Below are 25,349 nucleotides of genomic sequence, written 5' to 3' on the forward strand. Positions count from 1 at the left end.
GCGCGGCCGGAGCCCGCAAGGCACCGCGTCGCCAGGCGGGCCGCAAGGCCGGCGCGGCGGCCTCGGGCGAGTCGCTCACCTCGCCGATGCAGGGCACCATCGTCAAGGTCGCCGCCGAGGACGGGCGCCGGGTCGAGGAGGGGGATCTCATCGTCGTCCTGGAGGCCATGAAGATGGAGCAGCCGATCACCGCCCACCGCTCCGGCATCGTCAAGGACTTCTCGGTCGAGGTCGGTGCCTCGATCTCGGCCGGTACCGTGATCTGCGAGATCAAGGACTGACCGGCCCCGCGCTGTGGACCGTGACGCCCGGCCCGGTACCTCCGGCCGGGCGTCACGGCTGTCCGCCGGTGCGCCCGGCTCCGGTCCGTCAGGCGGGCACCTCGGCGACCACCAGCCAGCGCCTGCCGCCGTCCTCGGCGGAGGCGACGAGGGTGCCGCCGACCAGGGTGATCCGTTCGCGCATCCCGGTCAGCCCGTAGCCGGGGACGTGGTCGGCGTCCGGCCGGCGCCCGCCGCGGGTCCGGTTCTCCACGCTGAGCCGCACCGCCTCGGGGCCGAAGTCCAGGGCGATCTCCACCCGCTCCCCCACCGCGTGCTTGGCCGCGTTGGTCAGCGCCTCGCGGGTGGCCTGGGCGAGCGACACCGCGGCGGCCGGGGCCAGTCCCCGCACCCGGCCGGTGATCAGCAGCCGCACCTCGCCGGGGTGGTTGAGCCGGTGCTCGGCGGCGAGCTGTTCGATCGCCTCGTCCAGCGGCGGGACGTCGTCGCGCAGCGCGGCCACCGCTTCACGGGCCTCGGTGAGGCCCTCGTCCGCGAGCCGGTTGGCCCGCCGGACCCTCGCGAGCGCCCCCTCCGAGTCGCCCTTCTCGATCTGCGCGGTGGCGACCTTGAGCTGGACGGTGAGGGCTCCGAGCGAGTGGGCGAGCACGTCGTGCATCTCGCGGGCGATCCTGGTGCGTTCGGCGAGGGCGGCGCCGCGGGCCTGCTCGCGCTGCATCAGCCGGGACTGCGCCAGCAGCTGTTCGGCCTGTTCGGCGCGCAGCTGGGACTGCCGGCGGTTCAGGCCGATCAGGGTGAGGAGCAGGACCAGCAGGGTGTGGCCGAGCACGGCGCCGAACGGCCGCCCGGCGAGGGCGCAGCTGATCCAGGTCAGCGCGAGGCAGATCATGATCACACCGGCCATCAGCTGTCCCGGCGGGCCGGTGAGCGCGGTGAAGCGGCCGAGCACCACGCAGAGCACGATGACGGCGGTGCTGTCGTGGGCGGCGCCGACGGCGAGGGAGGGCACCAGCGCGCTGGCGGCCAGCATCGCGGCGGCGGCGCCCGGGCGGGTCCGGTCCAGGGCGATGAACAGGAGCCAGGTGACGGCGCTGAAGGTGTAGGCGGCCCAGATCCGCGGGCTGTCCTCGTGCGCGGTGCCCAGCGCCACCGCCAGGGCCAGGGTGCCGAGGCACTGGACGACCAGCCACCCGGGGGCGATGCGGTCGATGAAGTGGCCGCCGTCTGGCTTCGGTGTCATGCGTACCATTCCGGGAGGGTGCGGTGGGCCGCGGCCGCGGCCCGGTGAACGGGCCGTCCGCCGCGGACGGGGGTGCCGGTGCGGTCGCTCCGGCGGAGTTTGCGGATTCCCGGGAAGCCGGGGTAGGAGAACAGAAGACGCGTCGTCACATCGCCCTGGCCACGGCCGGGCGGTACACCACGGCGACGCGAACGGTACGACCTCGGGGAACGCACATGAGCGAGACGCAACGACCGACCGGCCCGGTGCGGGTCCTGGTCGTCGACGACCAGCAGATCGTCCGCGAGGGACTGATGTCCCTGCTGGACCTGATGGACGACATCGAGGTGGTGGGCGGCGCCGCGGACGGCGTGGAGGCCGTGAGCATGGTGGCCGGGACCCGCCCGCAGGTGGTCCTGATGGACCTGCGGATGCCCCGGGGCGGCGGCGTCGAGGCCACCGCGCGGATCGTCGCCGACCACCCGGAGGTGACCGTGCTGGCGCTGTCCACGTACGCCGACGACGAGTCGATCGCCGCCGCGCTCGGCGCCGGGGCGCGCGGCTACCTCACCAAGGACGCCAACCGCGAGCAGATCGCCATGGCGATCCGCAACTCGGCGCACGGCCAGTCGACCTTCGATCCGACGGTGACCCGCCGGCTGGCCGCCGCGCTCGCCGCGGCGCCGCCCGTCCCGCCGCCGGCCCCGGTCCAGGAGACCGAGGCGGTCCGCCGGGCGAAGGCCCGCGGCGTCCGCCGGAAGGTCTTCCCCGACGGTCTGACCAACCGCGAGGTGGACGTGCTGCGGCTGATCGCGGACGGGCTGAGCAATCCGGAGATCGCCGGCGCGCTGTTCATCGAGGAGGCGACGGTCAAGACGCACATCAACAACGTGTTCGCCAAGATCGACGCGCGCAACCGGGCGGACGCGGTCCGCTACGTGTTCCGGCAGGGCCTCGACCGGCTCTGAGGCGACGGGGCGTCGGTGGCGGACCGGAGCGTCGCGGCCGCCTCGGCGCGACGCCCGTCCGCGGCTCAATCCCGGCCGCCGGCGGTCAGGTCGCGCAGGTGCAGGCGCAGGATCCGCAGCGCGGTGTCCGCCTCGATGCCGCCGGGCTGCAGGACCATGCCGAGGGCGAGGCCGTCCAGCAGGGCGGCGAGCCGCCCGGTCTCCAGTTCGACGTCGACGTCCGCGGGGAGGCCGCCGGCGGCCCTGGCCTCGTGCAGGACGCGTGAGACGAGTTCCCGGGCCGCCTGCTGCATCAGGGCGGCCCCGGGTCTGAACTCCGGCCGGGTGCGGGCGGCGAAGGTGAACGCCAGCCACAGCACGGCCTCTTCGCGCCTGGCCTCGTCCAGCGGCAGCAGTTCGGTCAGCAGGGCCTCGGTGACGGCGCGCCGGTCGACGCCGGCGTCCGGGTCCAGCAGCTTCTCGGCGTGGACGCGGATGCGGGTGTCGATGCGCCGCCGCAGCTCCTCCATCGCGAAGATCAGCACGTCGGCCTGGTTGTCGAAGTAGTGCCGCACCGAGCCGATCGCGAGGCCGGCCTCCTCGGCGATGTTGCGCAGTGAGGCGTGTTCGAGACCGTCCCTGCTGACGATGCGCAGTACGGCTCGCGCCACGTCCTGACGGCGGGTTTCGGGGGCTACGACCTTCGGCATGTTGTTGTTATAGCACGGGTGCGCTAAATTAACTTCGGCAAGGCCGAGGGGCGGCCCGGGAACAAAGGGGCACAAGCAGTGAACACCTGGCTACTCGTGGCGATCATCGCCGTCGGCGCTGTTGCCCTGATCATCAAGCGCCTGATCGGCGAGCCGATCAACGTCCGTGACCTCTTCGGCCCCGCGGTGGTGCTCACCGCGCTGGGGATCTGGTCGGTCGCGGAGGTCAAGGAACTCAACGGCACGGACATCGGCTGGGTCCTCGGCGGCTCCGTCATCAGCCTGGGCTTCGGCCTGGTGCGTGGCTCCACCGTCGTCGTCTTCGAGAAGAACGAGGTCCTGCACCAGCGCTACACGCCGAAGACCTTCCTGGTCATCGTCGCCGCCTTCGTCGCCTCCGCGCTCTACGGCCTGCTCGCCAAGAAGATGGGCATGCACGAGGACGCCCGGCCGATGAACCTCTCCATCGGCATCGGCTTCCTCGGCGAGGCGCTCGTCATCGGCTACCGCGGCCTGCTCAAGGGCGGCAACTTCGCGCCGGAGAAGCCCAGCCTGCTGGACAAGTACACCGGCCGCGGCGACCAGGGCCGGCAGGGGCCGGACCAGGGCCAGGACCAGGGGCAGGGCCAGAACCAGGGCGACGGCCGGCCGGGCCAGAACCGGAGCCCGGGCGCCGGCCTCCTGGACCGGTACCGCTCCGGCGGCAGCATCCTGGACGACCTCGACAAGTTCAAGCGCCGCTGAGCGACGCGCACGGTACGCGAGAGGCCCGGCCGGGGTTCCCGGCCGGGCCTCTCGCACTCCCGGGGCACTCCCGGGGCACCTCCTCGCGCGGCCCGGGAACGCCGGAAGGCGGCACCGCCCACGCGTGTGGGTGGTGCCGCCCTCCGTGACCGTCCTCGATGACCGCGACCCGTGGCTGCGGTCCATGGCCGCGGTCCGTGGCCGCGACCCGTGCGGATCAGGCCGGGTACAGCTCCGGGCGCCGGTCCGTCAGGTACGGGGTGGTGGCCCTCGCCTCGGCCACCACCGCCGGGTCGACGTCCGCGAACAGCAGGCCGGCGTCCGCATCCAGGTGCAGCGCGGTGCCGTCCGGCGCGGCCACCGTGGTGTTCCCGCAGAAGCTCAGGCCCCCGTGCTCCCCCGCCCAGTTGGTGTAGGCGATGTAGAGCTGGCTCTCGAAGGCCCGGGCCGGCACCAGGGTGCGGGCCACGAACTCCCAGGGCCGCATCAGCCCGGTGGGCGCCAGCAGCAGTTCCGTCCCGGCCAGCGCGTGCGCCCGGACCATCTCGGGGAACTCCACGTCGTAGCAGATCAGCAGACCGACCGTCAGGCCGCCGAAGGACGCCTGGACGACGGCGGTGTCGCCCGGCGTGAACAGCGCGCGCTCGGCCCGCCCGTACAGGTGCGTCTTGCGGTACACCGCGAGGGTGTCACCGCGACCGTCCACCAGACGGACCGAGTTGTAGAGCGCGTCACCGTCGGTCTCCGGCCAGCCGTGGACCAACCCGATGCCGAACTCCCGCGCGATGGCCGAGACTTCGGCGCACTGCGGGCCGTCCACCGGCCCGGCGGCCTCGTTCCGGACGCCGGGGAGCAGCGGGTAGCCGCCGACCGAGATCTCGGGGGTGACCAGGAGTCCGGCCCCCTCCTCGGCCGCACGGCGCGCCGCCTCCCGCAGCTGTTCGTACGACTGCCGGACGCCCGTCGTGCCGGACGCGGCCTGAAGGCAGGCGATTCTCACTGGGGGAAACCTCCGGGATCTCGGGTACGGGCGCGGCAGCTAGCGCAGTTCCTGTGCCAGCTGCTCCAGCTGCCGCTTGTCCGGCTTGCCGTTGCGGTTGAGCGGGAAGCGGTCCAGGACGACGACCCGGTCGGGCTGCTCGTAGGTGGCCAGCATGCCACGGACGGCCTCCCGCCAGTGCGCCGCCTCCCGGCCCTCCTCGTCCTCGACGAAGAAGACCAGCTGCGAGCCGCGGCGCTCGTCGGGCAGCGGGACGATCCGCACCGAGCAGCCCTCGGCCGCCACCTTGCGCTCGATCAGCTCCGGGTAGAGCGTGTAGCCCATCCGGTCCACGGCGAACTTGCGGCCGAGCACGAAGAGGTTGCCGTGCTCGTCCAGGTGGCCGAGGTCGCCGGTGCGCTGCCAGCCGGTCGGGGCGGGCAGCAGCGAGCCGTCCTCGGCGAGGTGGCCCTCCATGCCGTCCGGGGTGTCCACCTCGATCTCGCCGGCCTGGCCGGCGGGCACCGTGGCGCCGTCCTCGTCGACGACGCGCAGCGCGATGCCCTCCATGACCCGGCCGGTGGCGACCGGGTTCTCCAGGGTGGCGAAGGCGATGTTGCCCAGCTCGGTGCTGCCGTAGCTGTCCAGCAGCGGCAGCCCGAACTCGGCGACGTACCGGTCGACCAGCGCGCCGTCCAGCGGGGCGGCGCCGACGCAGAACATCCGGCTGCGCTCGATGTGCGCCCGCAGGGCCGGCTTGCGGCCGATCAGGTTGAGGATGGAGCGGTAGCTGGCGGGGGTGGCGTCGATGACGGTCGCCCCGGTGTCACCGGCCATCCGCAGCGCGCGGTCGAGCCGCTTGTACGGGGCGACCACCAGCGAACTGCGGGTGAGCCAGGCGATGAGCACCATGGACAGCCCGTACTGGTGGGAGAAGGGCAGCAGCGGCAGCAGCACGTCGTCCGCCACGTGGCCGACCTGGCGGGCGTTGCGCTCCAGGTTCTTCAGGAACTTCCCGCCCGACTTGACGACGCCCTTGGGCTGGCCGGTGGAGCCGGACGTCCACATGATCAGGCCGTCGGGCATCTCGCCCCAGGCCGTCACGTCGAGTTCGCGCTCGGCGGTCTCCCGGCCCGCCGCGGCGACCAGGAGTTCGTAGAGGTGGATCGGGTCGTGGGACGGGTCGATCGGGGAGTCCTCGTCGACCAGGACCACCTTGGCCCCGGTCCGCCGGACGATCCGGGCGGTCTCCTCCACCGTCTCCTGCTGGTCGACGAGCACGATGGAGGCTCCGGCGTGCATGAGGCCCAGCAGCGTGCCCAGCCAGGCCACCGAGTTCCCCGCCTTGAACACCACACGCTGGCCTGGGCCGACACCGCGCTCGCGGAGGGCCTCGGCGATACGCAGGGCCTCCTGTTCGAACGCGGGGAGAGTCAGCACCGTGTCGGGGCCGTAGATCTTCGAGGTCACTGGTCGGGCGCTTCCTTCCTCGGGCCCGGAGGCGAGCGGCGCGCGCGGCCGCGAACCGGACAGGAAGCCGCCCGGGGCATACGTGCCGTCGTCGTCCGGGACGGTTGAGGGGACCTCCGGTTCGCCACCGGGACGTCGTCAACGGTCCCCACCCACGAAGTTAGGGAGCGCACACCCGTCCGGGAAACCCTTAGCCGCCCCTAGAGCCCCTTGTTCTCACCCGAGATGAGCTGGTCGTGCACCAGGTTGGCGACCTGCCGGCTGTAGCCGTCCGGACCGCCGTGCGCCCGGGGCAGGACCTCCAGCGAGAACGGTCCCGTGGTGCAGGACTCCCAGGAGCGGACGTCCTCGACCAGTGCCCGCGGGCTGTGTTCCCGGGTCAGCGCGACCACCGGGCAGCGCAGTTCGGGGCCGGTGCGGGCGGGGCCGCCGCGGCCCGAGATGAACAGCGTCGCCGGCACGACGCCGGCCTCCTGTTCCAGCCGCTTCGCCACCTCGTAGGCCACGTCGGCCCCGACCCGGTGCCCGAACAGGGCCAGCGGCCGGTCCGTCCACGCCATCAGCGTGCCGAACGCCCGGTCGGCCAGCTTGGCCGTGCCGCCGATCCGCGGCGGGCCGTCGAAGTCGTACGCGCCGGGGTACTGGAAGGCCAGCACCTCCACCGTCGGCAGCAGCAGCTCCGCGAGGTCGAGCAACCGCACCGAGGAGTCGAGGAGGTGGGGGAAGAAGGCCATGCGGAACGTGCTGGGCGACATCGGGTGACGGATGTTGATGAGGTCCACATCGCCGCGGGTGTCCAAGGTCACGGTACTCGTCCCTTCAGGAGCTCGTGGGGGCGGTTCGGGGTGACGTTCGCGTTCGCGTTCGCGCTCACGTCGGCGTTCACGTTCGCATTCGCATGCGCATTCTGTGCTCACGTTCGTGGACGCGTTCACGTTCACGTTCAGTGCCGCCGACACTACGGCTTGTCGGCACCGGCGGCCTCTACCCCCGGGTCTAGTCCCGGGTGGAGAAAGGCAGTCCGCGAACGGCCCCGGCGGGCGGCCGGGGCGGCACGGGCCCTCGTCACGCCGGCCGTCGGCGCCCTGCGCCTGAGCCGGACCCCGGGGGCGGTCGAGGAACCCCCGGTCAGCGCTGGGGCGTCTAGGGGTTGTCCGGCCGAAACGGCGGCCGTTAGCGTCCCAGTGCACGCACCGTGGTGCGTGTCATCACACCCCCCGCAGCGCAGCGCGCCGACGGGGACCGATGCCATTTCTCCGATGGGTACGGCGTGATGTTCCCATGCCCGAAGGCAGTTGCGCACGACCGGATGAGGCATCGCAGATGATCAAGGTACGAGACCTTGCCAAAACGTTCCGCTCCGGGAAACAGGAAGTCGCCGCCGTCCGTGGCGTGAGTATCGACGTCGCCGACGGCGAACTGGTCGGCTTCCTGGGTCCGAACGGCGCCGGCAAGACCACCACGCTGCGGATGCTCGCCACTCTGCTGCGCCCGACCTCAGGCGAAGCCGTGGTCGCCGGGTGCGACCTGCTCTCCGACCCCGCGGGCGTGCGCCGCCGCATCGGCTACGTCGGCCAGGGCAACGGAGCCGGCACCGACCAGCGCGTCGGCGACGAACTGATCACCCAGGCCCGGCTGTACGGCATGAGCGCCGCCACCGCCAAGGCCCGGGTCACCGACCTGCTCGACCGCTACGACCTGTCCGGGATGGAGCAGCGGATCGTCTCCACCCTCTCCGGCGGCCAGCGCCGGCGGCTCGACATCGTGATGGGCGTCCTGCACCAGCCCGGGCTCGTCTTCCTCGACGAGCCGTCCACGGCGCTCGACCCGCAGAGCCGCAGCAACCTCTGGGACCACATCAGGTCGCTGCGCGACGAGCACGAGACCACCGTCTTCCTCACCACCCACTACCTCGACGAGGTCGACGCGCTGTGCGAGCGCATCCTCGTCATCGACGGCGGCACCATCATCACCGAGGGCACCCCCGACGGGCTCAAGAGCGAGATCTCCGGCGACCTCATCACCCTCACCACCGACGACCCGGCCGCCGCCGCCGAGATCGCCGGCCGGCTGCCCGGCGCCCGCGAGATCGCCGTCGACGGAAAGGTCCTGCGGGTGCGGGTGCCGCTCAGCTCCACCGTCCTGCCGGGGCTGCTGCGCGAACTCGACCGGGTCGACCTGGCCGTGCACGAGGTGCAGACCCAGCGGCCCACCCTCGACGACGTCTTCCTCACCCTCACCGGCCGCAGCCTGCGGGACGCCGACGCCACCCCCGACGCCGAAGACCAGGGAGAATGACGGTGCGCTACTTCCAGCAGACCGGGCACATCTTCGTCCGCTCCGTCCGCCCCTGGGTGCGCAGCCCCGCCCAGCTGCTCGTCGGCGTCTCCGGACCGCTCGTCTACCTGGTGCTCTTCGGCCCCCTGCTGAAGAACACCCTCCCCGGGGACATCGACGCCTGGCAGTGGTTCGTCCCCGGCATGCTGATGCAGCTCACCCTGTTCGGCGCCGCCTACGCGGGCTTCTCCATCACTCCCGAACTGCGCTCCGGCGTCATGGAGCGGCTGCGCGTCGCCCCCGTCAGCCGGGCCGCGCTGCTCTCCGGCCGCGTCCTCGGCGACCTCGCCCAGACCGGCATCCAGGGCGCCGTCCTGCTCGCCGTCGCCACCGCCTTCGGCTTCCGCGCCTCCGTGCCCTCGGTGCTGCTGCTCCTGGCGCTGTCCGCCGTCCTGTGCGCCGGGATCGCCTGCTCCTCGTACGGGCTGGCGCTGATCCTCAAGCAGGAGAACCGTTTCGCCCCGCTGCTGAGCATGGTCCTGGTGCCACTCATGCTGCTCTCCGGCCTCCTGCTGCCCATGCAGAACGCCCCGGACTGGCTGCACACCCTGGCCCGCGCCAACCCGCTCACCCACGTCGCCGACGCCCTGCGCGACATCGCCGCCGGCCACTACGCCACCCAGGCCACCGCCACCGGCACCCTCGCCGCCCTGAGCCTGGTCGTCATCTTCGGCCTCTGGGGCATGCGCGTCATCAACCGCGAACAGGGCTGACCGCCCGTCCCACTCGCCCCCACGCCGTCGGCCCCCCGAGCGCACCCGCTCGGGGGGCCAGGGCATTCCTCTTCCGGGCCAGTGATTGCCGCGGTGTCAATCTCCGGGCCCATCACGCCGAGCCTCTCCACAGAGTGCAGAGTCCCCGACTGCCGGCGGTGGTCGCACCTCACCCAGCATGTAGAAACCGTCATCGGCACCGGCCTGCTTCGCACCAGCCACCGCCGCGAACACCGAACGTCATCACCGCATCCAGCGGCCACAAAACCCGCCACGTCGAGCCGGCCGTCAGAAGGTTCGCGGCTTCGTCGAGATGTACCGCCCCCGAGGCTACTGCCCCCACGGCATCCGCATAGAGCTCCCTGAAGACGTCGTCACAGAATTCGGAGGCAACAGCGGCGTCATGGAGGCGCCCCTTCGCCATCGACACAAGACGGCTTGCAAACCTTGCCTCAACCGCCCCGGACCCCAGCTTGCCCGGCACAACGACAGCGGCGCCCCACAAGGTTCGCCAGGGGTGAATCAATGCCTCCCGCAAAAGGCACGCGCAGCGTGCGACCCGTCCCGAGCCGCCCACTGCCGTCACTGCCCTCGCGTACGGTTCACAGGCAACGCGCGGGCATCAGTCCGGCCACCCACACACTCGGGCACCAGGCTTCGTCATGCCGTTCCCGCTGAAGGCGGCGCCCGCGTGACGCCAGCGTATCAACATGCGCTACCAAATGCCGCACACCGACGCCGCCTCCCTCAAGGAAGTTCTGCTGCAACAGAGACTTCCCGGTTCCAAGTTGACCGTCCGGAGCATGGAACCCGTTTTCCTCGCGCGCACGCGCGCACGCGCGAGCACAATCGAGGATGGTACAGCACTCCCACCGATTGACCACGCCAAGAGCGATTTCGCTGCTGAAAATCGGGCCCTGCACGCCTCCCTTCATCGATTTTGCAGCCTTTGTCCCGATATGACCAGCCAGCCAACCAGCTAGGAAATTTGATGCGCAATCAATCGGAGGCTGCGTCACTTTTTCTAAGTGGAACGCCGCTTGCCACTTCCGCGGTGCGCGCTCACTCGCAGACCCACATTGAAAGAGCTCAAAAGTTCGGTACGCTGATGCCCGTTGTTGATCGGCTGCAACCGGCGACAACTGACGTCAGCCCTGCCCAGGGCTTAAGCGTTCCGTCCGGAGCATCTCCAAGCCTTTTCCTCGCAAAGGAAGCATTCGTTATGTCTCAGACGATCCCCGACCCTGCGCCGACCGGTCCCGATGGCCGTGTTCCCTCTCCGGCGCTCGCCGCAACGTGGCAGGCGTCCCTCATCTCCGTCCTCTTGCTCGTATCCCTGTTGACAGCCTTGATCGCGCTGCTCTTCAGGGGCATGACGCTGGAGGAAGCGATTGCCGCACTGGGCGCCGGCGGGCTGTTGGCGGCCGAGCTCCGACGCCGACTGCTCGAATAGCAGTCACATCGAACAAGTGCCCATGCGTGGCATGCACTTACGTCGGCGACCTGCCCGGCACGCCTCACTCAGAGAATCAGCGCCGCCTGGACCCTTCAGAGCAACAGCCGCAACGGTCTCACCGGCAAGCCTGGCCGAGCACTTCTGGGGCAAGCGATGAGATGAGCAGCTTGGTGCGACCCGGTCGATCACGAACTTGCGCGTGGTCGACCGGGTCGCACCCACCAGGCCCCCTTGGGAGCAGCCAGGGCGAAGCCCGCCCTGCGAGACACTTCCACGATTCACAGGGCAGCTCCGCGCTGCCCTGGTGAGCGAGGTGCCGGCGCAGCGGCGTTGGGAGGCAGGAGCTGATGCCGTACCACAAGGCCGGGCACCTTCCAGAACCCGACCCGGCTGCACGTTTGCGCAGGTTACACTGCGCGGCATGGCATCGGGTCACGGAAGTACGACGCTTCAGCTGAACCTCGTTGGAATCGGCGAGATACTGCGCAGCGAGCGGCTGATCGTTCCACAATTCCAGCGAGCCTACTGCTGGAAGGTGGACCAGGAGGTACTGGACTACTGGACGGACCTGAGCCGTGCGGTCCGCGACGGGGCCGAGGAGGAGTACTTCTTCGGCACGATCGTCCTCACCCAAGACGGTGCGGAGCGACGCAAGAAAATCATCGACGGCCAGCAGCGGCTGGTCACGTCCTCACTCCTGATCGCGGCCATCCGCGACGAGCTGCACCGCCTGAACCACTCTCGTGCACAGCTGATCGGAGACGAATTCCTGGCGAGTCAGGCCTGGGATGCCGAAGGCACTGAGCCTCACCTCAAGCTCAACGAAGATGACAATCCGCCTTTCCACGGCATCGTCACCCGAACGACACTGCCCGCCCTGCCGGCGAAGCGGAGCGACTCGGACATCGTCAAGGCGTACGGCTTCTTCCGGGAGAATCTGGAAAGCCTGAGCGCACGGTACGGCGAGGAAGCCACCGGCGAGTTGCTGAAGTGGGTGAAGTACATCCAGCACCGCGCCCAACTTGCCGTGGTGGAGACGCCTTCGGAGGCGGATGCGTACGTCATCTTCGAGACGCTCAACAATCGTGGCGCGGACCTGACCACAGCGGATCTGTTGAAAAACCACCTCTTCGGTGCAGCCAAGACGCATCTCGATCCGGTACGCAATAACTGGCACAAGGCGATTGGTGCGCTTTCATTGACGGCAGCCAACGAGAAGTTCACCAAGTTCCTCCGACACTACTGGAGTTCAAGGGTCGGAAAAGTCACGGAGCGAGATCTGTACGCTCAGATGCGAAAGCAGGTGACTCGCAGTCAGGATGCACTCAGATTCTCGGAGGAGCTGCTGACCGCGGCGCGGATCTACGCCGCTCTGTCCGACCCGAGCCACGAGATCTGGGCGGAGAAGTGCTCCACCCGTAAGCCGGCGCTCGACACCCTCGCGCTGTTCAACCTTGTCCCGAACAAGATCCTCCTGCTGGCTGCCGTCGACCATCTGCCGCCGCCCCAGATCGACAAGCTCCTGCGAGCCATGATCGGCTGGTCAGTTCGAGGCATGGTCACGGGAGGGATCAACCGTGGTCGGTACGAGGACCTCTACTCCCAGATCGCAACGGAGATCCGGCAACACAAGGTCACCACGCTGAGCGAGATCCGAGAGCGCGTGAACGACCTCATCCCTTCGGACAGTGATTTCAAGGCACAGTTCACCCTGACCACACTTGGCCGCGGCGATGGCAGCAAGATCGCGCGTTACTACCTGACCGCCCTGGAGCGGACCGCGTTGAAGGAGGGGCAGCCGGAGTTCGTGCCCAACGACAATCCTCACGAGGTCAACCTCGAACACGTCTACCCCCAGAATGCGCTGACCGACCACTGGTCGGACTTCATCACTGCCAGTGGGAAGCGCGAGGACGCGGACAGCTGGATCTACCGGCTCGGCAACATGGTGTTGCTGCCCGCCGGATCCAACTCACGGCTGGGAAACAAGCCTTTCAAGGACAAGGCCGAGGTCTTCAAGAACTCACAGCTCACCTTGACCCGGGAGGTCGGCGAGCGTGACCTGTGGACCCCCAAGGCAGTTCAGGAGCGGCAGGAGCGACTCGCAGCGCTGGCAGTGCGCACGTGGCCGCGGTGATCGTCCGGTGAGCGTGGCCCTCCCTTCGGGAAGGCCACGCCCCACAGGTCCCACTTACCGCCTGAACTGCACGTCCACTGCGACGTTGCGATCGCCGGCACCGAAGTAAGGGTGTGCACGTGAACCAGGAGTGGGCCAGTGCGCGGGGGCGAACGGCGATCGGCCGGGTGGCACTGTCGGTTCCCGCGCGTCAGGCGCTCGCGGACGGCCAACTACGGCCGGACCGTACGGTGCTGGACTACGGCTGCGGTCGTGGGAATGACGTCAGGGTGCTGAAGCGCCTTGACTGCCAGGTGGAGGGATGGGACCCCTACCATCGGCCACATACTCACCCCGTCTCCAGTAACGTCGTCTTGCTGACCTACGTGTTGAACGTCATCGAGAATCCGGAGGAGCGTCGACGGACCCTCCAACGAGCCTGGGAGCTGGCCTCGACGCTCCTGGTGGTCTCGGCCCGACTCACGTGGGAGAAATCCAAGGTCCACGGCGAGGAATTCGGCGACGGGTTGCTCACGAGCCGCCAGACCTTCCAACACCTCTACACTACGGCTGAGTTACGCCGGTACGTCGAGGAGGTGACTGGAGCGCGGGTGGTCGCCACGGCACCCGGTGTCGTGTATGTGTTCAAGGATGACACGGCTCGTCTGAGCTACCTCGCCTATCGAGTGGTCCCGGACGCCGAATGGCTCACGTCCGAGGACACCTCTTCTGCCCTCGAGTCCCTGGTGGCCTATGTGGAGCAGCGCGGTCGGCACCCTCGAATCGAGGAGATGCCTCGCAATGTCGCAGAACTACTGGCCCATCTCAGGCCCACGGAGCTGAGGCGACTGGTTCGCCAGGGGGCCGATCCCGATCGGATCGCAGCAGGGGGCAAGCGCTCCGCCTTGAACACCCTCCTGTACTTGGCAGTAGAACTCTTCAACGGTCGTGGCCCCTTCGGGAGCCTCCCGGTGCACATTCAGCAGGACATCCGCACCTTCTTCGCCTCCTATAAGGAAGCGTGCCGACGCGCTGATCGGCTTCTGCTGAAACTGCGCGACGACCAATACGTGCGAGGTGCGATGCAGGCCTCCGTCGCCGGCAAGATGACGCCAACCGCCCTGTACGTCCACCGTCGCGCTCTCGAACGGATTCCGACCGTCCTTCGGCTGTACGAGCACTGCGCCTCGATTGCCGCCGGACGTCCGGAGGAGTGGACGGTGGCAAAGCTCAGACACCAGGGCCGAGCGGTTTCCTGGCTGGACTACCCGAAGTTCGACCAGGACCCGCACCCTCGAATCACGGCCTCCTACGGGGTGGATCTCCAGACGCTGGAGTCGACGCATGTCTCGTACCTGCAAGCGGCCAGCCGGCCCCTGTTGCACCGGAAGCACGAGTTCCTGGCATCGGATGATCCGGAGGTGCCGCGCTACCGGCGGTTGACGGAAGCCGAGGTACGCGCAGGGTTGTACCGGCACCCTCACCTGATCGGTACGGAGAAGGGATGGGAGGAAGAACTCGCCAGGTGCGGGCGCCAGCTACGAGGACACCGTCTGATCCGGCGCAAGGATGACACATGACAATAGGGTCAGGGCACGGCCGAACACGACACAGCTCATAGGTTCTCCTCCGTGAGGCCGGATTGGAGTTCGAGCTCGCACCCTAGGGACGCCCACACCTCACGGGTGACCGGGCTGCATGGAAGCGATGGTCTTCACGACTCCGTCCAGATCGAAGTCCGCGGCCTGCGGAGGGAACCAGGACAGACGCAGCCCGTTGGCGGCGACATCCTCGTCCAAGCCCATGGCCTGCAGGACGTGGCTAGGGGTGTAGGAGGCGCTGGTGCACGCCGACCCCGTGGCAATCGCGATTTGGTCCTTGAGTCGGACGATCAGCGCCTCGGCATTGAGCTGGTCGAAGCTCACGTTCAGAATGTGCGGGACAGAATGTGCGGGATCCCCATTGATCCGGAACCTCGTCGCACTCAGTGCATCAAGAATTCTTTCCCGCATCGCCCACGATTCGCGGTCCCACGTCGTATGGCTTGCCGTGAAGATCTTCGCTGCCTCATAAAGGCCCATGATCAAGGGCACGGCGAGCGTACCGGGCCGTAGCTTCCGCTCCTGGCCGCCGCCGAACATGATGGGCTCCAGGGGCACCTTGTTCCACCCGCGACGCCGGGTCACGAGAGCACCGACACCCTTGGGGGCTCCGATCTTGTGGCCGCTGATGCTGATCAGGTCGATCGGAGCGGTCAGGTCCCCGGGAACCTTGCCGTACCCCTGGGCGGCATCGACGTGCAGGAACGTCTGCGTCGCCTGCAGCTCCCGCGCCAGTTCGGCGACGGGCTGGATGACACCGGTCTCGTTGTTGACGTGCATCAGTGACACCACCAGTGTGTCCGGACGCAGCCGCTCCAGGACCGCCTCCGAGCTGACGCGGCCCGAAGGTCCGGGGCGGAGGAACTCGACGTCGAAGCCACGTGTGTCACGAAGGTGAACGAGGGGTTCGATGACGGCCTTGTGCTCGATGGCCGAGGCGATGATGTGCTTGCGGCCGGCCTTCTCACCATGGGGTGCCAGGCCCAGCAGTGCGATGTTGTTGGACTCCGTAGCCCCGCTGGTGAAGATCACCTCTTCGGTCTTGGCGTCGAGGGTCTGTGCAATGAAGGCGCGGGCCTGCTGCACCGCCTTCTTGGCTCGTGCGCCGTACTCGTGTGTACGACTGCCGGCATTGCCGAAGTCTTCCGTCATCCAGTGCAGCACCACCTCGGCGACCCTGGGATCGACTCGTGTCGTCGCCGCCACATCCAGATACGCCACCACAGCGCTCACCCGCCTCAGAGCCGATCCGACACCCACCGCGTACGTCAAGTGCTTAACGTACACGCTCGGCCCTCATGGCATGAAGCCAGACCAACGCGCATCATGCTCCCTACTGTGCAACCACCATGGCTCCGCTCCTATTCCAGTACCGCGCGGGTGCTGGCACAGCGGTCGCACTGTTACACCCGCAGCAGCATCCGAAGCCTCCGGCACGTCGACGGACCAGACACGTACGTCTTCTCGAAGACGTACGTGCGCTACAGTTCATTGGTGCAGACTGAAGCAGCGAGCAGGGCTGCGGGGCGGGTCGTCTCGCAGGCTTCAACGGGATTCGAGTACACCTTCCCCGCCATCCGTGGCGTACAGGCGGGTCGAGAGTTCTATGCCTCGATGTGTCCGCTGAGACTCATCCCGAAGATCTTCCTGTTCGACGACGAAGACCTGTCGGCGGAGCTTCGGGCACAGCGAGTCCTCAACAAGGGACGCTTGCCGGCGCTCACGCGATACATCCTGGACAACCCGGATGACTACGTCTTCAGCGCCCTGACCGCTTCGGTCGATGGAGAGATGACCTTCGAGAGCCAGGGCAGTGCAGGGGTGGCTCACCGCACTGGCCACCTGCGGATCCCCATGGACTCACGCTTCCTGATCAACGACGGGCAGCACCGCCGCGCCGCCATCGAACTTGCTTTGAAGGAAAATCCGGAGCTCGGCGACGAGACCATTGCCGTGGTCTTCTTCTGCGACGCCGGGCTCACGCGCTCCCAGCAGATGTTCGCCGATCTCAATCGACATGCGATCCGACCGGCTCGATCCATTGGTGTTCTGTATGACCACCGCGACGGCAATGCGCAGATCACTCGCGCACTGGCGGAACGCTCCGCGGTTTTCAAAGGCTTTGTCGAGATGGAGAAGAGCACACTCTCGGCCCGCTCTCGCAAGATGTTCACGCTCAGCGCGTTGTACTTCGGCAACCAGTCACTGCTGCGCGGGCTGGAACTGGCACAGGAAGACGCCATTGTCCTGGCTCGGGAATTCTGGGAGTTCGTTGACGGGGTGCTTCCCGAATGGAGCCAGGTACGTTCCCGCGACCTGTCGGCTCAGGAAATGCGTCGCGATTTCATCCACAGCCACGGGATCGCGCTCCATGCCCTGGGCAGGGTGGGTAACTCCATTCTGCGCGAGTCCACCAAACCTACGAGGTGGAAGAAGGGACTAGCCCCACTGAAGGGCGTGGACTGGACCCGGTCGAATATCGACTGGGAGGGTCGGGCCATCGTCGGCGGCCGAGTCTCCAAGAGCCACCAGAACGTAACGCTTACTGTCAACTATTTGCGTCGGCATCTCGGTCTCGAATTGAGCTCCGAAGAACAGCGCGTGGAAGACGCATATCTGCGAGGCGATTCATGAGCACCATCCCACTCGATCTCGGACTCACTCCTGTGCGGCGCAAGCCGTTCAACGGGCAGACCTTGAACGAAGTGACCGAACGACTCACGGACGAGATCCGCGAACTCTATACGGCCGACCAGGTGCCGTGGGTCATCGGCTACAGCGGCGGCAAGGACTCCACTGCGGTCCTGCAGCTGGTCTGGATGGCACTTCGCGATCTGCCCACAGAACAACGCACCAAGACCGTCCATGTCATCAGCACCGACACCCTGGTGGAAAACCCCGTGGTGGCGGCTTGGGTGTCTGCCTCACTCGACACGATGAAGGATGCTGCTCTCGCCCAGGGGCTTCCGGTCGAACCTCACCGCCTGACGCCGGAGATCAAGGACACCTTCTGGGTCAACCTGATCGGACGCGGCTACCCGGCTCCCCGACCGAAGTTCCGCTGGTGCACCGAGCGGCTCAAGATCAAGCCGTCGAACGCCTTCATCCGCAATGTCGTGGCGGCCCACGGTGAAGCGATCATGGTCCTTGGAATCCGCAAGGCAGAGAGTCATGCGCGAGCCCGTGCCATGGAGAAGCACGAGAAGCGCCGCGTGCGTGACCGTCTCTCGCCCAACGCGAATCTACCCAATTCTCTCGTCTACAGCCCCGTCGAGGACTGGACCAACGACGATGTGTGGGAGTTCCTGATGCAGATCCCCAACCCTTGGGGCTATAACAATCAGGACCTGCTCACGATGTATCAGGGCGCCTCCGGTGACGGAGAGTGCCCGCTCGTCGTCGACTCCACGACGCCCTCCTGTGGTTCGAGTCGGTTCGGTTGCTGGACCTGCACCCTCGTGGAGCAGGACAAGTCCATGTCCGCGATGATCCAGAACGACGAGGAGAAGGAGTGGATGCTCCCCCTGCTCGAGCTGCGTGACAAGCTGGACGCGCCGTTCGGCTACTACGAGGAGGGCGATCCCGACCTGCCACCTGGTCGCAAGGCGCCGTTCGCACGCCCCGACAAGCCGGCCCGGGACTTCCGCCGGATGAATGGCTCCGTGATGCTGTTCAACAACGACGCGATCCACGGACCCTACCTGCAGTCCTACCGCGAGTCGTGGCTTCGTGAACTCCTTGAGGCGCAGACCTGGATCCGTGAGCACGCACCGGACCATGTCAAGAACATCGAGCTGATCACGCTGGATGAGCTGCATGAGATCCGACGCATCTGGGTCTTCGACAAGCACGAGGTCGAGGACGCCGTGCCCCGGATCTACCAGGAGACCACGGGAACGGCCTTCCCCGGAGGTCCCCTCGACGAGCAGCTCGTCATGGGGTCCGACGAGATGGACGTGCTCAGGGAAGTCTGCGACGGCGACGAGCTGCACTACCACATGGTCCGTGAACTGCTAGGGGTGGAGCGGAAGTACCGAACCATGGCCCGGCGGTCCGGCCTGTTCCAGGCCTTGGAAAAGGCCGTCCAAAAGGGCTACTACGAGAGCCACGAAGATGCCGTCGACTTCGCCACCCGTAAGAAGAAGTGGCGTGATGACATCTCTGAGAACCTGACCTTCGACGACGAAAACTAACTCGATGCTCCTGCGCAAGATCACCCTCGAAGAATTCGGGGCCTACCGCGGAAAGCAGTCGCTCGATCTCACTCCGAGGAAGAACAAGCCGGTCATCCTGATCGGCGGCCTCAACGGGTGCGGCAAGACGACCCTGCTCGACGCGATCCAGCTGGTGCTGTACGGCAACCGCGCGCGTTGCAGCGGCCGCGGAACCAAGACGTACGAGACCTACCTCCGCGAGAGCATCAACCGCCAGGCCGACCCGGCGCGGGGATCCGCGGTGACACTCGAGTTCACCAGCCTGTCCGGCGGTCAAGAGCACTACTACCGCGTGGTCCGTAGCTGGCACACCAGCGGCAAGACACTCAAGGAGTTCCTCAACGTCTTCGTCGACGAGACGTACGGGGAACGTGCCAAGACCGTCCGCACTGCTCAGCCGGAACCCCGGTTCAACCGGCTCGTCAGTGACGGCTGGGCCGATCACATCGAGTCGCTGTTGCCGTTGGAGATCGCTTCCCTGACGTTCTTCGACGGGGAGAAGATCGAATCCCTCGCCGATCCGGATCGTGCCGCATCCGTGATCGAGTCGGCGGTTCACTCACTGCTCGGTGTCAGTACGGTCCAGCAGCTGCGCAACGACCTCCTCGCCTTGCAACGGCGCCAGAAGCTCTCCGCCGAGGAGCAGCACCTCCTGGACAACATCCGCGCGCAGGAACGTGAGCGTGACGAGGTGCAGGCCACGTACGACGTCGCGCACCAGGAGCGGGGCGAGAGCCGAACGAACCTGCGCAAGGCCGAACGCACGCTGGAGAGCTTGGAGGACGCCTTCGAGAAGGAAGGCGGAAACCTGTTCAACCGACGGGTGGAGCTGGAGAACGAGAAGAAGAGCGTCATCGAGCAACTTACCCAGGTGCGGACCGACCTCGCCCACCTGTCCGCAGGTCCGCTGCCGCTGCTCATGGCCACTCAGCTGATCGCGGACCTGCGTGAGCAGGCTGCGAGGGAAGAGCAGGCCCGACAGTCTGCGCACGTCCTCGAGGTGCTGCAGCAGCGCGACAGCTGGCTCTTGGACATGCTGCCTGATGCCACTCGTGCCGAGGTGGTCGCGAAGTTGGAGGCGGACCGCGAGGTCCGGGCGAGGTCCACCGATCTCGACGTCGATCTACAACTGCCGCATGACGCCGCTGAGCAACTCGGCGTCCTGGAGGAGATCCTGCAGCGGGACACCGATCGCGGGCGGCTTCTGCTGACCGCAGCTGCCGACCTCTCCGAGCAGCTCGACCAGCTCGACCGGCAGCTGGCCGGCGTGCCGGCCCAGCACAAGGTGAAGGCCCTGCAGCAGGCCCGTGAGGAACAGCTGGTGGTGGTGGCGCAGTGCCAGGCGGCGTGCGAACGGGCCGATGCCCGCTTGGACGAGCTCAAGCGACGTCGCGAGCACGTCAAAACGCTACTGGAACGCGCACATCACGAGTTCGTCCGCACCAAGGTGAAGGCGGAGGAGGTCGAACGCATCATCAAGTACTCCGAGAGGGCGCGCGACACTCTCGAGCGCTTCGGGTCCGCTCTGTTGCGACGCCACATCGGCAAACTCGAATTGGCGGTGCTGGACAGCTTCAAGGTCCTCATGCGCAAGCAGGGGCTGGTCAAGGACCTCCGTATCGACACCGACAAGTTCACGCTCACACTGAGCGACTCCGCCGACAACCCGATCGACCCGGCACGTCTGAGCGCCGGTGAACGCCAGCTCCTGGCGGTGTCGCTGCTCTGGGGTCTGATGCGGGTCGCCGGCAACCGCCTGCCCAGCGTCATCGACACGCCTCTCGGCCGACTCGACAGCCGTCACCGCGAGCACCTCGTCACGCGCTACTTCCCACAAGCGAGCGATCAGGTCCTGCTGCTGTCGACCGACGAGGAGATCGACGAGTACCTGTTGAGTCGGCTGAACAAGTCCGTCGCCCGCACGTACACCCTTGTACACGACGACAAGGAGTTCACCACTCAGGTGGTCGAGGGCTACTGGTGGAACGAGGGAGCGCAGAATGTCGGTTGACAACGTCCGCCTGTCACAACCGGCCAAGGACCGGCTGGTCTATCTCAAGCGCACCACCGGCATCACCCAGTGGAACGTGCTCTGCCGTTGGGCACTGGTGATGTCACTCAAGGATCCTTCGACCCCCCTGGTGAAGGACATCGTCACCGACTCCAATGTCGAGATGACGTGGAAGACCTTTGCCGGCCAGCACGGTGATGTCTACCTGGCTCTGCTGAAGCAGCGTTGCGTGACCGTCGGAGAAGAGCCGTCCGACGAGAACGTCGCGCGAATGCTCACGGTGCACCTGCACCGCGGCATCGGCTATCTGGGCGCTGACAAGGAAATGGCCACGGTCGAAGGCATGGTCGGCGCCGCCCTGGTCGCCTGACGCCGAACGCGTGTGGTTCGACGGAGTGCCAGGCCGCCGAACCACACGCCGTCAACGCGGGCGTTGCGGGGGCACAAGCGTCCCGACCGAGCCCTCCTCATCTCGGTTGAGGAGATCCACCGCTTTTCGGTACAACTTCGGGGAGCACCGGGTGTCCCACAGGACTGGGGACGTTCGGCGGCGCTTCAGCCTCTCGTGGCGGTCAGCTCACGCCACGGAGTGATCGGCCAAGTGGCATCGGGGCGTCCGTCCGCCGCCTCACGGTGGCTCAGCCGATGCCTCTTCGACGACAAGGACCGGAAACACCACCGATGGCAGCAAACCGCCACCAGAGCATGCGCGACCACCCTGCCGTGGCGGCGCTCAGGGACTGGTTCGAGGGCCTCGGCGCTCTTGAGCAAGACCTCGTGCAGAGGCATCTCTGCGCCCGTAATCCGCTGACGCTGACCCATCTGGCACACAATCACGCCATACCCGTCGCCATCGTTCGACAGACCCGGAACCAACTTCACCTCAGGTTGGACGAGACCCTCCTCCAGGACACGGCAGCGTTGGGCTCCGTGACCGCAGTGGACGACGAACTCCTGGTACCCACGGAGTGGGAGGAGCTGGTCGCACGCCACGCGTGGCTCGGTGCGTCGCTGAGCGACCGCTACGACATCACGACGCTGAACATCCTGCTCGGCCTGAGATGGTGCGACGCCCAGAACGGCCCGTGGCTGTTCGAGAACGATATTCGGAGCTGCGTCGCCGGAACACTCAAGGTCCTCGACCTCGAGCCCCTGCAGGTCATGACGTTGGAGGCGGCCCGGCGCTGCCTGACCGCGGCGAACACTCCCGTACCGCTCCACGAACCCCAGCTGCAGCGTTGGCTCACCTACTGCGGACTTGAGACCTGGCGGACGCCCCAAGGTTGGACTGTCCGCGCATCGGCGCCTGAAGCCAACCTCGTAGAAGACGATGGCAGCCGATCAGAGATCGACGACGAGGCGCTGTACTACTCTCCTTCGCTTCCGAAGGCACTTTCTCGACTTGCAAGCCTCATGCACGCCGAGCATGAGGGCGCGGGCCCGGTCACCTTGGGGCAGATCCTCAAGACGGCGGACAACGCGGAGGGCGAGCTTGGCCTGCTCTCACGAAGCATCCGTGACGCCGTAGCAGCTGTACCCGGCGCTTGGACTCTCGGCACCGGAAGGCGGTACACCGCCGCGGTCGAGCACGTACACACCGCCACAGACCCGGAAGGGACTGACGATGCGGCAGAATCCGACGACGAACCTACCGACTCGAACGCTGAGAGGGCTGAGTGGCTGCAGTCTCTCCAAGACGACAGCCGAGCCGTCCTGCTCACCACCGGCGTCTCCCTGACGGCAGGAGAGATCGTGGAGCGCCTCGACCGTCGGGTACGGCTTCGGACGCTCCGTGATGTCTTGACAAAGGACGAACAGGTCATATCACTCGGACGCGACAGCTGGACCCTGGCACCCCTTCCGCCGGACCAGCCCACATCCAAACCGAAAACGCGATCCCAGCTGGATGCCCCAGCCGAAGTACTCGCACACGAGGGCTTTCCCCTCTCGACGGCCGAACTCAGGGAACGGTCCGGACTGCGTATTCAGCCCACCTATCTCAAGCAGAAGCTGGATACAGACCCGCGGTTCCATCGTTCGGCCAAGGATCTCTGGGCGCTCAGTGAATGGGGGCTACCGGTCTACAAACCGATGAAGGAACTCGTCAGTGACCTGGTCGACCGGCATGGTGGCGCAATCGGTGCCGATGATGTCGTTCGCCAACTGGTGAGGGACTTCGGAGTCAAGGAGCCGAGCCTCCGCCAGGTCATGTCCTCCCCTCCCTTCACCGTTCGCAAGGGTCTGGTGCGCCGCCTGGCGGACATACAGGAGGAGCAAGCCGGCTCCCCCGCCCCCAGCGGTCACAGCTCATCAGACCGCCCTGGAGCCCCCACGGTTGACGACCTGATCGAAGACATGGGACTGATTTGATGGACCCCATCACCAGATTGCGTGACACCGGTCTTGGCCCTGAGTACCGGAGCGACCGTGGTCACATCGTCCAGGACTTCTACCTGCCGGCGCTGCGGGTCGCCACTCGCTATGACCGAGCGGTGGGGTACTTCACTTCCTCCAGCCTTGCGTTGCTGGGCCAGGGTCTGGATGACTTCGCTGCACGCGGGGGCGTGATGCGCATCATCGCCTCCCCCTATCTCGAACTGCAGGATGTCGCGGACATCGAAGCCGGCTACGCCCTGCGCGATGTTCTTGAACGAGCGGCGCTCCGTGACCTGTGCCAGGCGATCGAGGAACCGTGTGCGGCCCGGGGGCTGGGCAAGCTCGGACAGCTCGTCGCGACCGGCCGGGTGGAGTTCAAACTGGCTTACGTGTCCAGCGGGAACCGAGTCGGGATGTACCACGAGAAGATAGGCGTATTCCGCGATGACCGGGATCTGATCGCGTTCAAGGGCAGTGCCAACGAGACACGCTCTGGGCTCGTAGGAAACTTCGAATCCATCGAGGTCTTCCGGAGCTGGGATCCCCGTGACGCGGACCGGGCACTCCGCATAAGCCAGGACTTCGATAACCTTTGGCAGGACCGCACACAACTGCTGCGGGTCCTGCCATTCACCGAGGCCGCCAAACAGATCGTCGAACAGGCTGCCCGTAGCACTGCAAATCGCTCAGACCTTGATGAGCTCCCGAGCGACGGTGCGCCTATGTCGGTCGACCAGTCGGCAGGCGCGCACCGGATCCTCACCATTCCTCGGGACCTTCGTATCCGTGACTATCAGAGGGAGGCTGTTCAGAACTGGTTTGCCCGTCGGGGACGAGGCATGTTCCGGATGGCCACGGGCACCGGTAAGACGGTCACGGCGCTGGCCGCAGCGGCTCAGCTCAGCGCGATGCTCCTGAAGAGGAACAACCCCCTGCTGACCGTGATCGTCGTCCCGTACCAACACCTCGTGGACCAGTGGGCCGATGACGTGGCACGGTTCGGTGTGACGGCCGTCCGGGCCTACGAATCCACCAGCGTCTGGAACCAGCGTGCCGCTGACCTACGGCACGGACTCGCTCTGGGGGTGACTCAGGCCGGAGTCGTCATCACGACCAACAAGACGTTCGGTGAGGAACCCTTCCAACACTTCCTGAGTGGTTACCGAGGACAGCTTCTGTTCATCGCCGATGAAGCGCACAATCTAGGAGCTGCCCGTCTGCGGACCAGACTCCCCCCGAATGCCCAGTATCGGCTCGGGCTGTCCGCAACACCGGAACGGTGGTTCGACGATGCAGGCACGGACGCCCTCACCGACTACTTCGGAGACATCGCCTTCGAGATGGGCATCGGCGAGGCGATCCAGCTCGGCGCACTGTGCCGCTACACCTACTGGCCTGTACTGGTCGAACTGGACGACGAGGAGGCCGAGCTCTACGTCACCGTCACCAGCAAGATCGCCAAGCTGATGGCATCCCGTCAGGGCAACGATCCGCTGGACGACGACAGTCCACTCGGCGCGCTGCTTCGCAAGCGCGCCAACATCCTCGGGCACGCACGAACCAAGCTGCCCGCCCTCAAGCAGGAACTCCAACGCCGGCGGGAGCAGGGGCATCAACTCATCTACTGCGCCGAAGGCCGTCATCCCCTCTCCTACGAGAACGGCACTGCCGAGCCCACCCAGCTCGACCAGGTGATGATGATGACCGGTACCGACCTCCACATGCCGGTGGCCCGCTATACCTCCGAAACCGGACGAGCCGATCGCCAGGACGTCCTACGCCGCTTCAGCGACGGTGCGAACCTCCAAGCCATCGCCTCGATGCGCTGTCTGGACGAAGGCGTCGACGTACCGGCCGCCCGGACCGCCTACCTCCTCGCCAGCTCGTCCAATCCCCGCCAGTTCATCCAACGACGTGGCCGGGTCCTACGCAAGGCCGACGGTAAGGACACGGCCGAGATCATCGACTTCATCGTCGTCCCGCCTGAGGGCGCCAGCGCTCTGCAGTACGAGGCCGAACGACGCATGCTCCGCGGCGAATTCGCCCGTGTCGAAGAGTTCGCACGCCTTGCTGAGAACGAAGCCCACACCCTCGACCTTCTGCGCCCGCTGCGCACGCGCTACGGTCTGTTCGACACATGATCAGCCTCAGCCAGCCAAACCTCCTGCCTTCTCA

Annotated in this window: 20 protein-coding genes; 14 read left to right on the plus strand and 6 right to left on the minus strand. The window is 66.9% G+C overall.

Features of this window, described 5'->3' with window-relative positions; all coding sequences use genetic code 11:
• Positions 1-281: acetyl-CoA carboxylase biotin carboxyl carrier protein subunit (locus BU198_RS41245; protein ID WP_188301829.1), on the plus strand; the 281-nt coding region annotated here is incomplete at its 5' end.
• An 88-nt stretch (positions 282-369) separates the two neighbouring features.
• Here the strand turns inward: BU198_RS41245 and BU198_RS41250 are convergent.
• Positions 370-1,521: a sensor histidine kinase gene (locus BU198_RS41250; protein WP_188301830.1), complete on the minus strand. Its 1,152-nt coding sequence runs from the start codon at positions 1,519-1,521 to the stop codon at positions 370-372.
• Between the two features lie 215 nt (positions 1,522-1,736).
• On the opposite strand from BU198_RS41250, the gene BU198_RS41255 reads away from it, so the two are divergent.
• Positions 1,737-2,468: a response regulator transcription factor gene (locus BU198_RS41255; protein WP_188301831.1), complete on the plus strand. Its 732-nt coding sequence runs from the start codon at positions 1,737-1,739 to the stop codon at positions 2,466-2,468.
• A 65-nt stretch (positions 2,469-2,533) separates the two neighbouring features.
• Here BU198_RS41255 and BU198_RS41260 read toward each other — a convergent pair whose 3' ends face one another.
• On the minus strand, positions 2,534-3,157 hold the full coding sequence (locus tag BU198_RS41260) for a TetR/AcrR family transcriptional regulator (RefSeq protein ID WP_188301832.1): 624 nt from the start codon (positions 3,155-3,157) through the stop codon (positions 2,534-2,536).
• 78 nt (positions 3,158-3,235) lie between these two features.
• Here BU198_RS41260 and BU198_RS41265 point away from each other — a divergent pair, with 78 nt between their 5' ends.
• A complete protein-coding gene (locus tag BU198_RS41265) occupies positions 3,236-3,901 on the plus strand; it encodes a DUF1453 domain-containing protein (RefSeq protein WP_188301833.1) in 666 nt (221 codons plus the stop codon).
• 217 nt (positions 3,902-4,118) lie between these two features.
• On the opposite strand, the gene BU198_RS41270 is transcribed toward BU198_RS41265, so the two are convergent.
• The 3 genes from BU198_RS41270 to BU198_RS41280 form a co-directional block, all read right to left on the minus strand.
• Complete coding sequence (locus tag BU198_RS41270; protein WP_188301834.1) at positions 4,119-4,901, minus strand: carbon-nitrogen hydrolase family protein; 783 nt, start codon at positions 4,899-4,901, stop codon at positions 4,119-4,121.
• 39 nt (positions 4,902-4,940) lie between these two features.
• Positions 4,941-6,350, minus strand: a complete 1,410-nt coding sequence (locus tag BU198_RS41275) for a class I adenylate-forming enzyme family protein (protein WP_188301835.1) — start codon at positions 6,348-6,350, stop codon at positions 4,941-4,943.
• 200 nt (positions 6,351-6,550) lie between these two features.
• The gene (locus BU198_RS41280) at positions 6,551-7,156 is read right to left on the minus strand and encodes a thioesterase II family protein (RefSeq protein ID WP_188301836.1); all 606 of its coding nucleotides are present in this window, start codon (positions 7,154-7,156) and stop codon (positions 6,551-6,553) included.
• A 586-nt stretch (positions 7,157-7,742) separates the two neighbouring features.
• Here BU198_RS41280 and BU198_RS41285 point away from each other — a divergent pair.
• The 5 genes from BU198_RS41285 to BU198_RS41305 all read left to right on the plus strand — a co-directional run bounded on the left by BU198_RS41285 (position 7,743) and on the right by BU198_RS41305 (position 14,552).
• On the plus strand, positions 7,743-8,648 hold the full coding sequence (locus tag BU198_RS41285; protein ID WP_317620534.1) for an ATP-binding cassette domain-containing protein: 906 nt from the start codon (positions 7,743-7,745) through the stop codon (positions 8,646-8,648).
• On the plus strand, positions 8,645-9,400 hold the full coding sequence (locus BU198_RS41290) for an ABC transporter permease (protein WP_188301838.1): 756 nt from the start codon (positions 8,645-8,647) through the stop codon (positions 9,398-9,400). The genes BU198_RS41285 and BU198_RS41290 overlap by 4 nt, the downstream gene beginning before the upstream one ends.
• A 1,222-nt stretch (positions 9,401-10,622) precedes the next feature.
• Positions 10,623-10,853 carry a hypothetical protein gene (locus BU198_RS41295; protein ID WP_188301839.1) on the plus strand — a complete coding sequence of 77 codons (231 nt, stop codon included), beginning with the start codon at positions 10,623-10,625 and terminating at the stop codon, positions 10,851-10,853.
• 424 nt (positions 10,854-11,277) lie between these two features.
• Positions 11,278-12,993 (plus strand): DUF262 domain-containing protein, encoded by a 1,716-nt coding sequence (locus BU198_RS41300; RefSeq protein WP_188301840.1) that lies wholly within the window; start codon positions 11,278-11,280, stop codon positions 12,991-12,993.
• 119 nt (positions 12,994-13,112) lie between these two features.
• Entirely contained in the window at positions 13,113-14,552 is a 1,440-nt protein-coding gene (locus tag BU198_RS41305) for a DNA phosphorothioation-associated putative methyltransferase (RefSeq protein ID WP_188301841.1), read from the plus strand.
• A 99-nt stretch (positions 14,553-14,651) separates the two neighbouring features.
• On the opposite strand, the gene dndA is transcribed toward BU198_RS41305, so the two are convergent.
• Positions 14,652-15,845 (minus strand): cysteine desulfurase DndA, encoded by a 1,194-nt coding sequence (gene dndA, locus BU198_RS41310; protein ID WP_223245624.1) that lies wholly within the window; start codon positions 15,843-15,845, stop codon positions 14,652-14,654.
• Positions 15,846-16,067: 222 nt separating this feature from the next.
• On the opposite strand from dndA, the gene dndB reads away from it, so the two are divergent.
• The 6 genes from dndB to BU198_RS41340 all read left to right on the plus strand — a co-directional run bounded on the left by dndB (position 16,068) and on the right by BU198_RS41340 (position 25,315).
• Positions 16,068-17,207, plus strand: coding sequence for a DNA sulfur modification protein DndB (gene dndB, locus BU198_RS41315; protein ID WP_188301842.1), 1,140 nt, complete (start codon positions 16,068-16,070; stop codon positions 17,205-17,207).
• Positions 17,204-18,766, plus strand: a complete 1,563-nt coding sequence (gene dndC, locus BU198_RS41320; protein ID WP_188301843.1) for a DNA phosphorothioation system sulfurtransferase DndC — start codon at positions 17,204-17,206, stop codon at positions 18,764-18,766. The genes dndB and dndC overlap by 4 nt, the downstream gene beginning before the upstream one ends.
• Positions 18,767-18,770: 4 nt before the next feature.
• Positions 18,771-20,798 (plus strand): DNA sulfur modification protein DndD, encoded by a 2,028-nt coding sequence (dndD, locus tag BU198_RS41325; RefSeq protein WP_188301844.1) that lies wholly within the window; start codon positions 18,771-18,773, stop codon positions 20,796-20,798.
• The gene (gene dndE / locus BU198_RS41330; RefSeq protein WP_188301845.1) at positions 20,788-21,168 is read left to right on the plus strand and encodes a DNA sulfur modification protein DndE; all 381 of its coding nucleotides are present in this window, start codon (positions 20,788-20,790) and stop codon (positions 21,166-21,168) included. The genes dndD and dndE overlap by 11 nt, the downstream gene beginning before the upstream one ends.
• Positions 21,169-21,479: 311 nt before the next feature.
• The gene (locus BU198_RS41335) at positions 21,480-23,168 is read left to right on the plus strand and encodes a hypothetical protein (protein WP_188301846.1); all 1,689 of its coding nucleotides are present in this window, start codon (positions 21,480-21,482) and stop codon (positions 23,166-23,168) included.
• A complete protein-coding gene (locus BU198_RS41340; RefSeq protein WP_188301847.1) occupies positions 23,168-25,315 on the plus strand; it encodes a DEAD/DEAH box helicase family protein in 2,148 nt (715 codons plus the stop codon). Before BU198_RS41335 ends, BU198_RS41340 begins: the two co-directional genes overlap by 1 nt.
• Positions 25,316-25,349: the final 34 nt, after the last annotated feature.

Origin of the sequence: Streptomyces sp. CBMA156, assembly GCF_014596515.1 — a bacterium.
In the GTDB taxonomy this organism is placed as follows: Bacteria; Actinomycetota; Actinomycetes; order Streptomycetales; family Streptomycetaceae; genus Kitasatospora.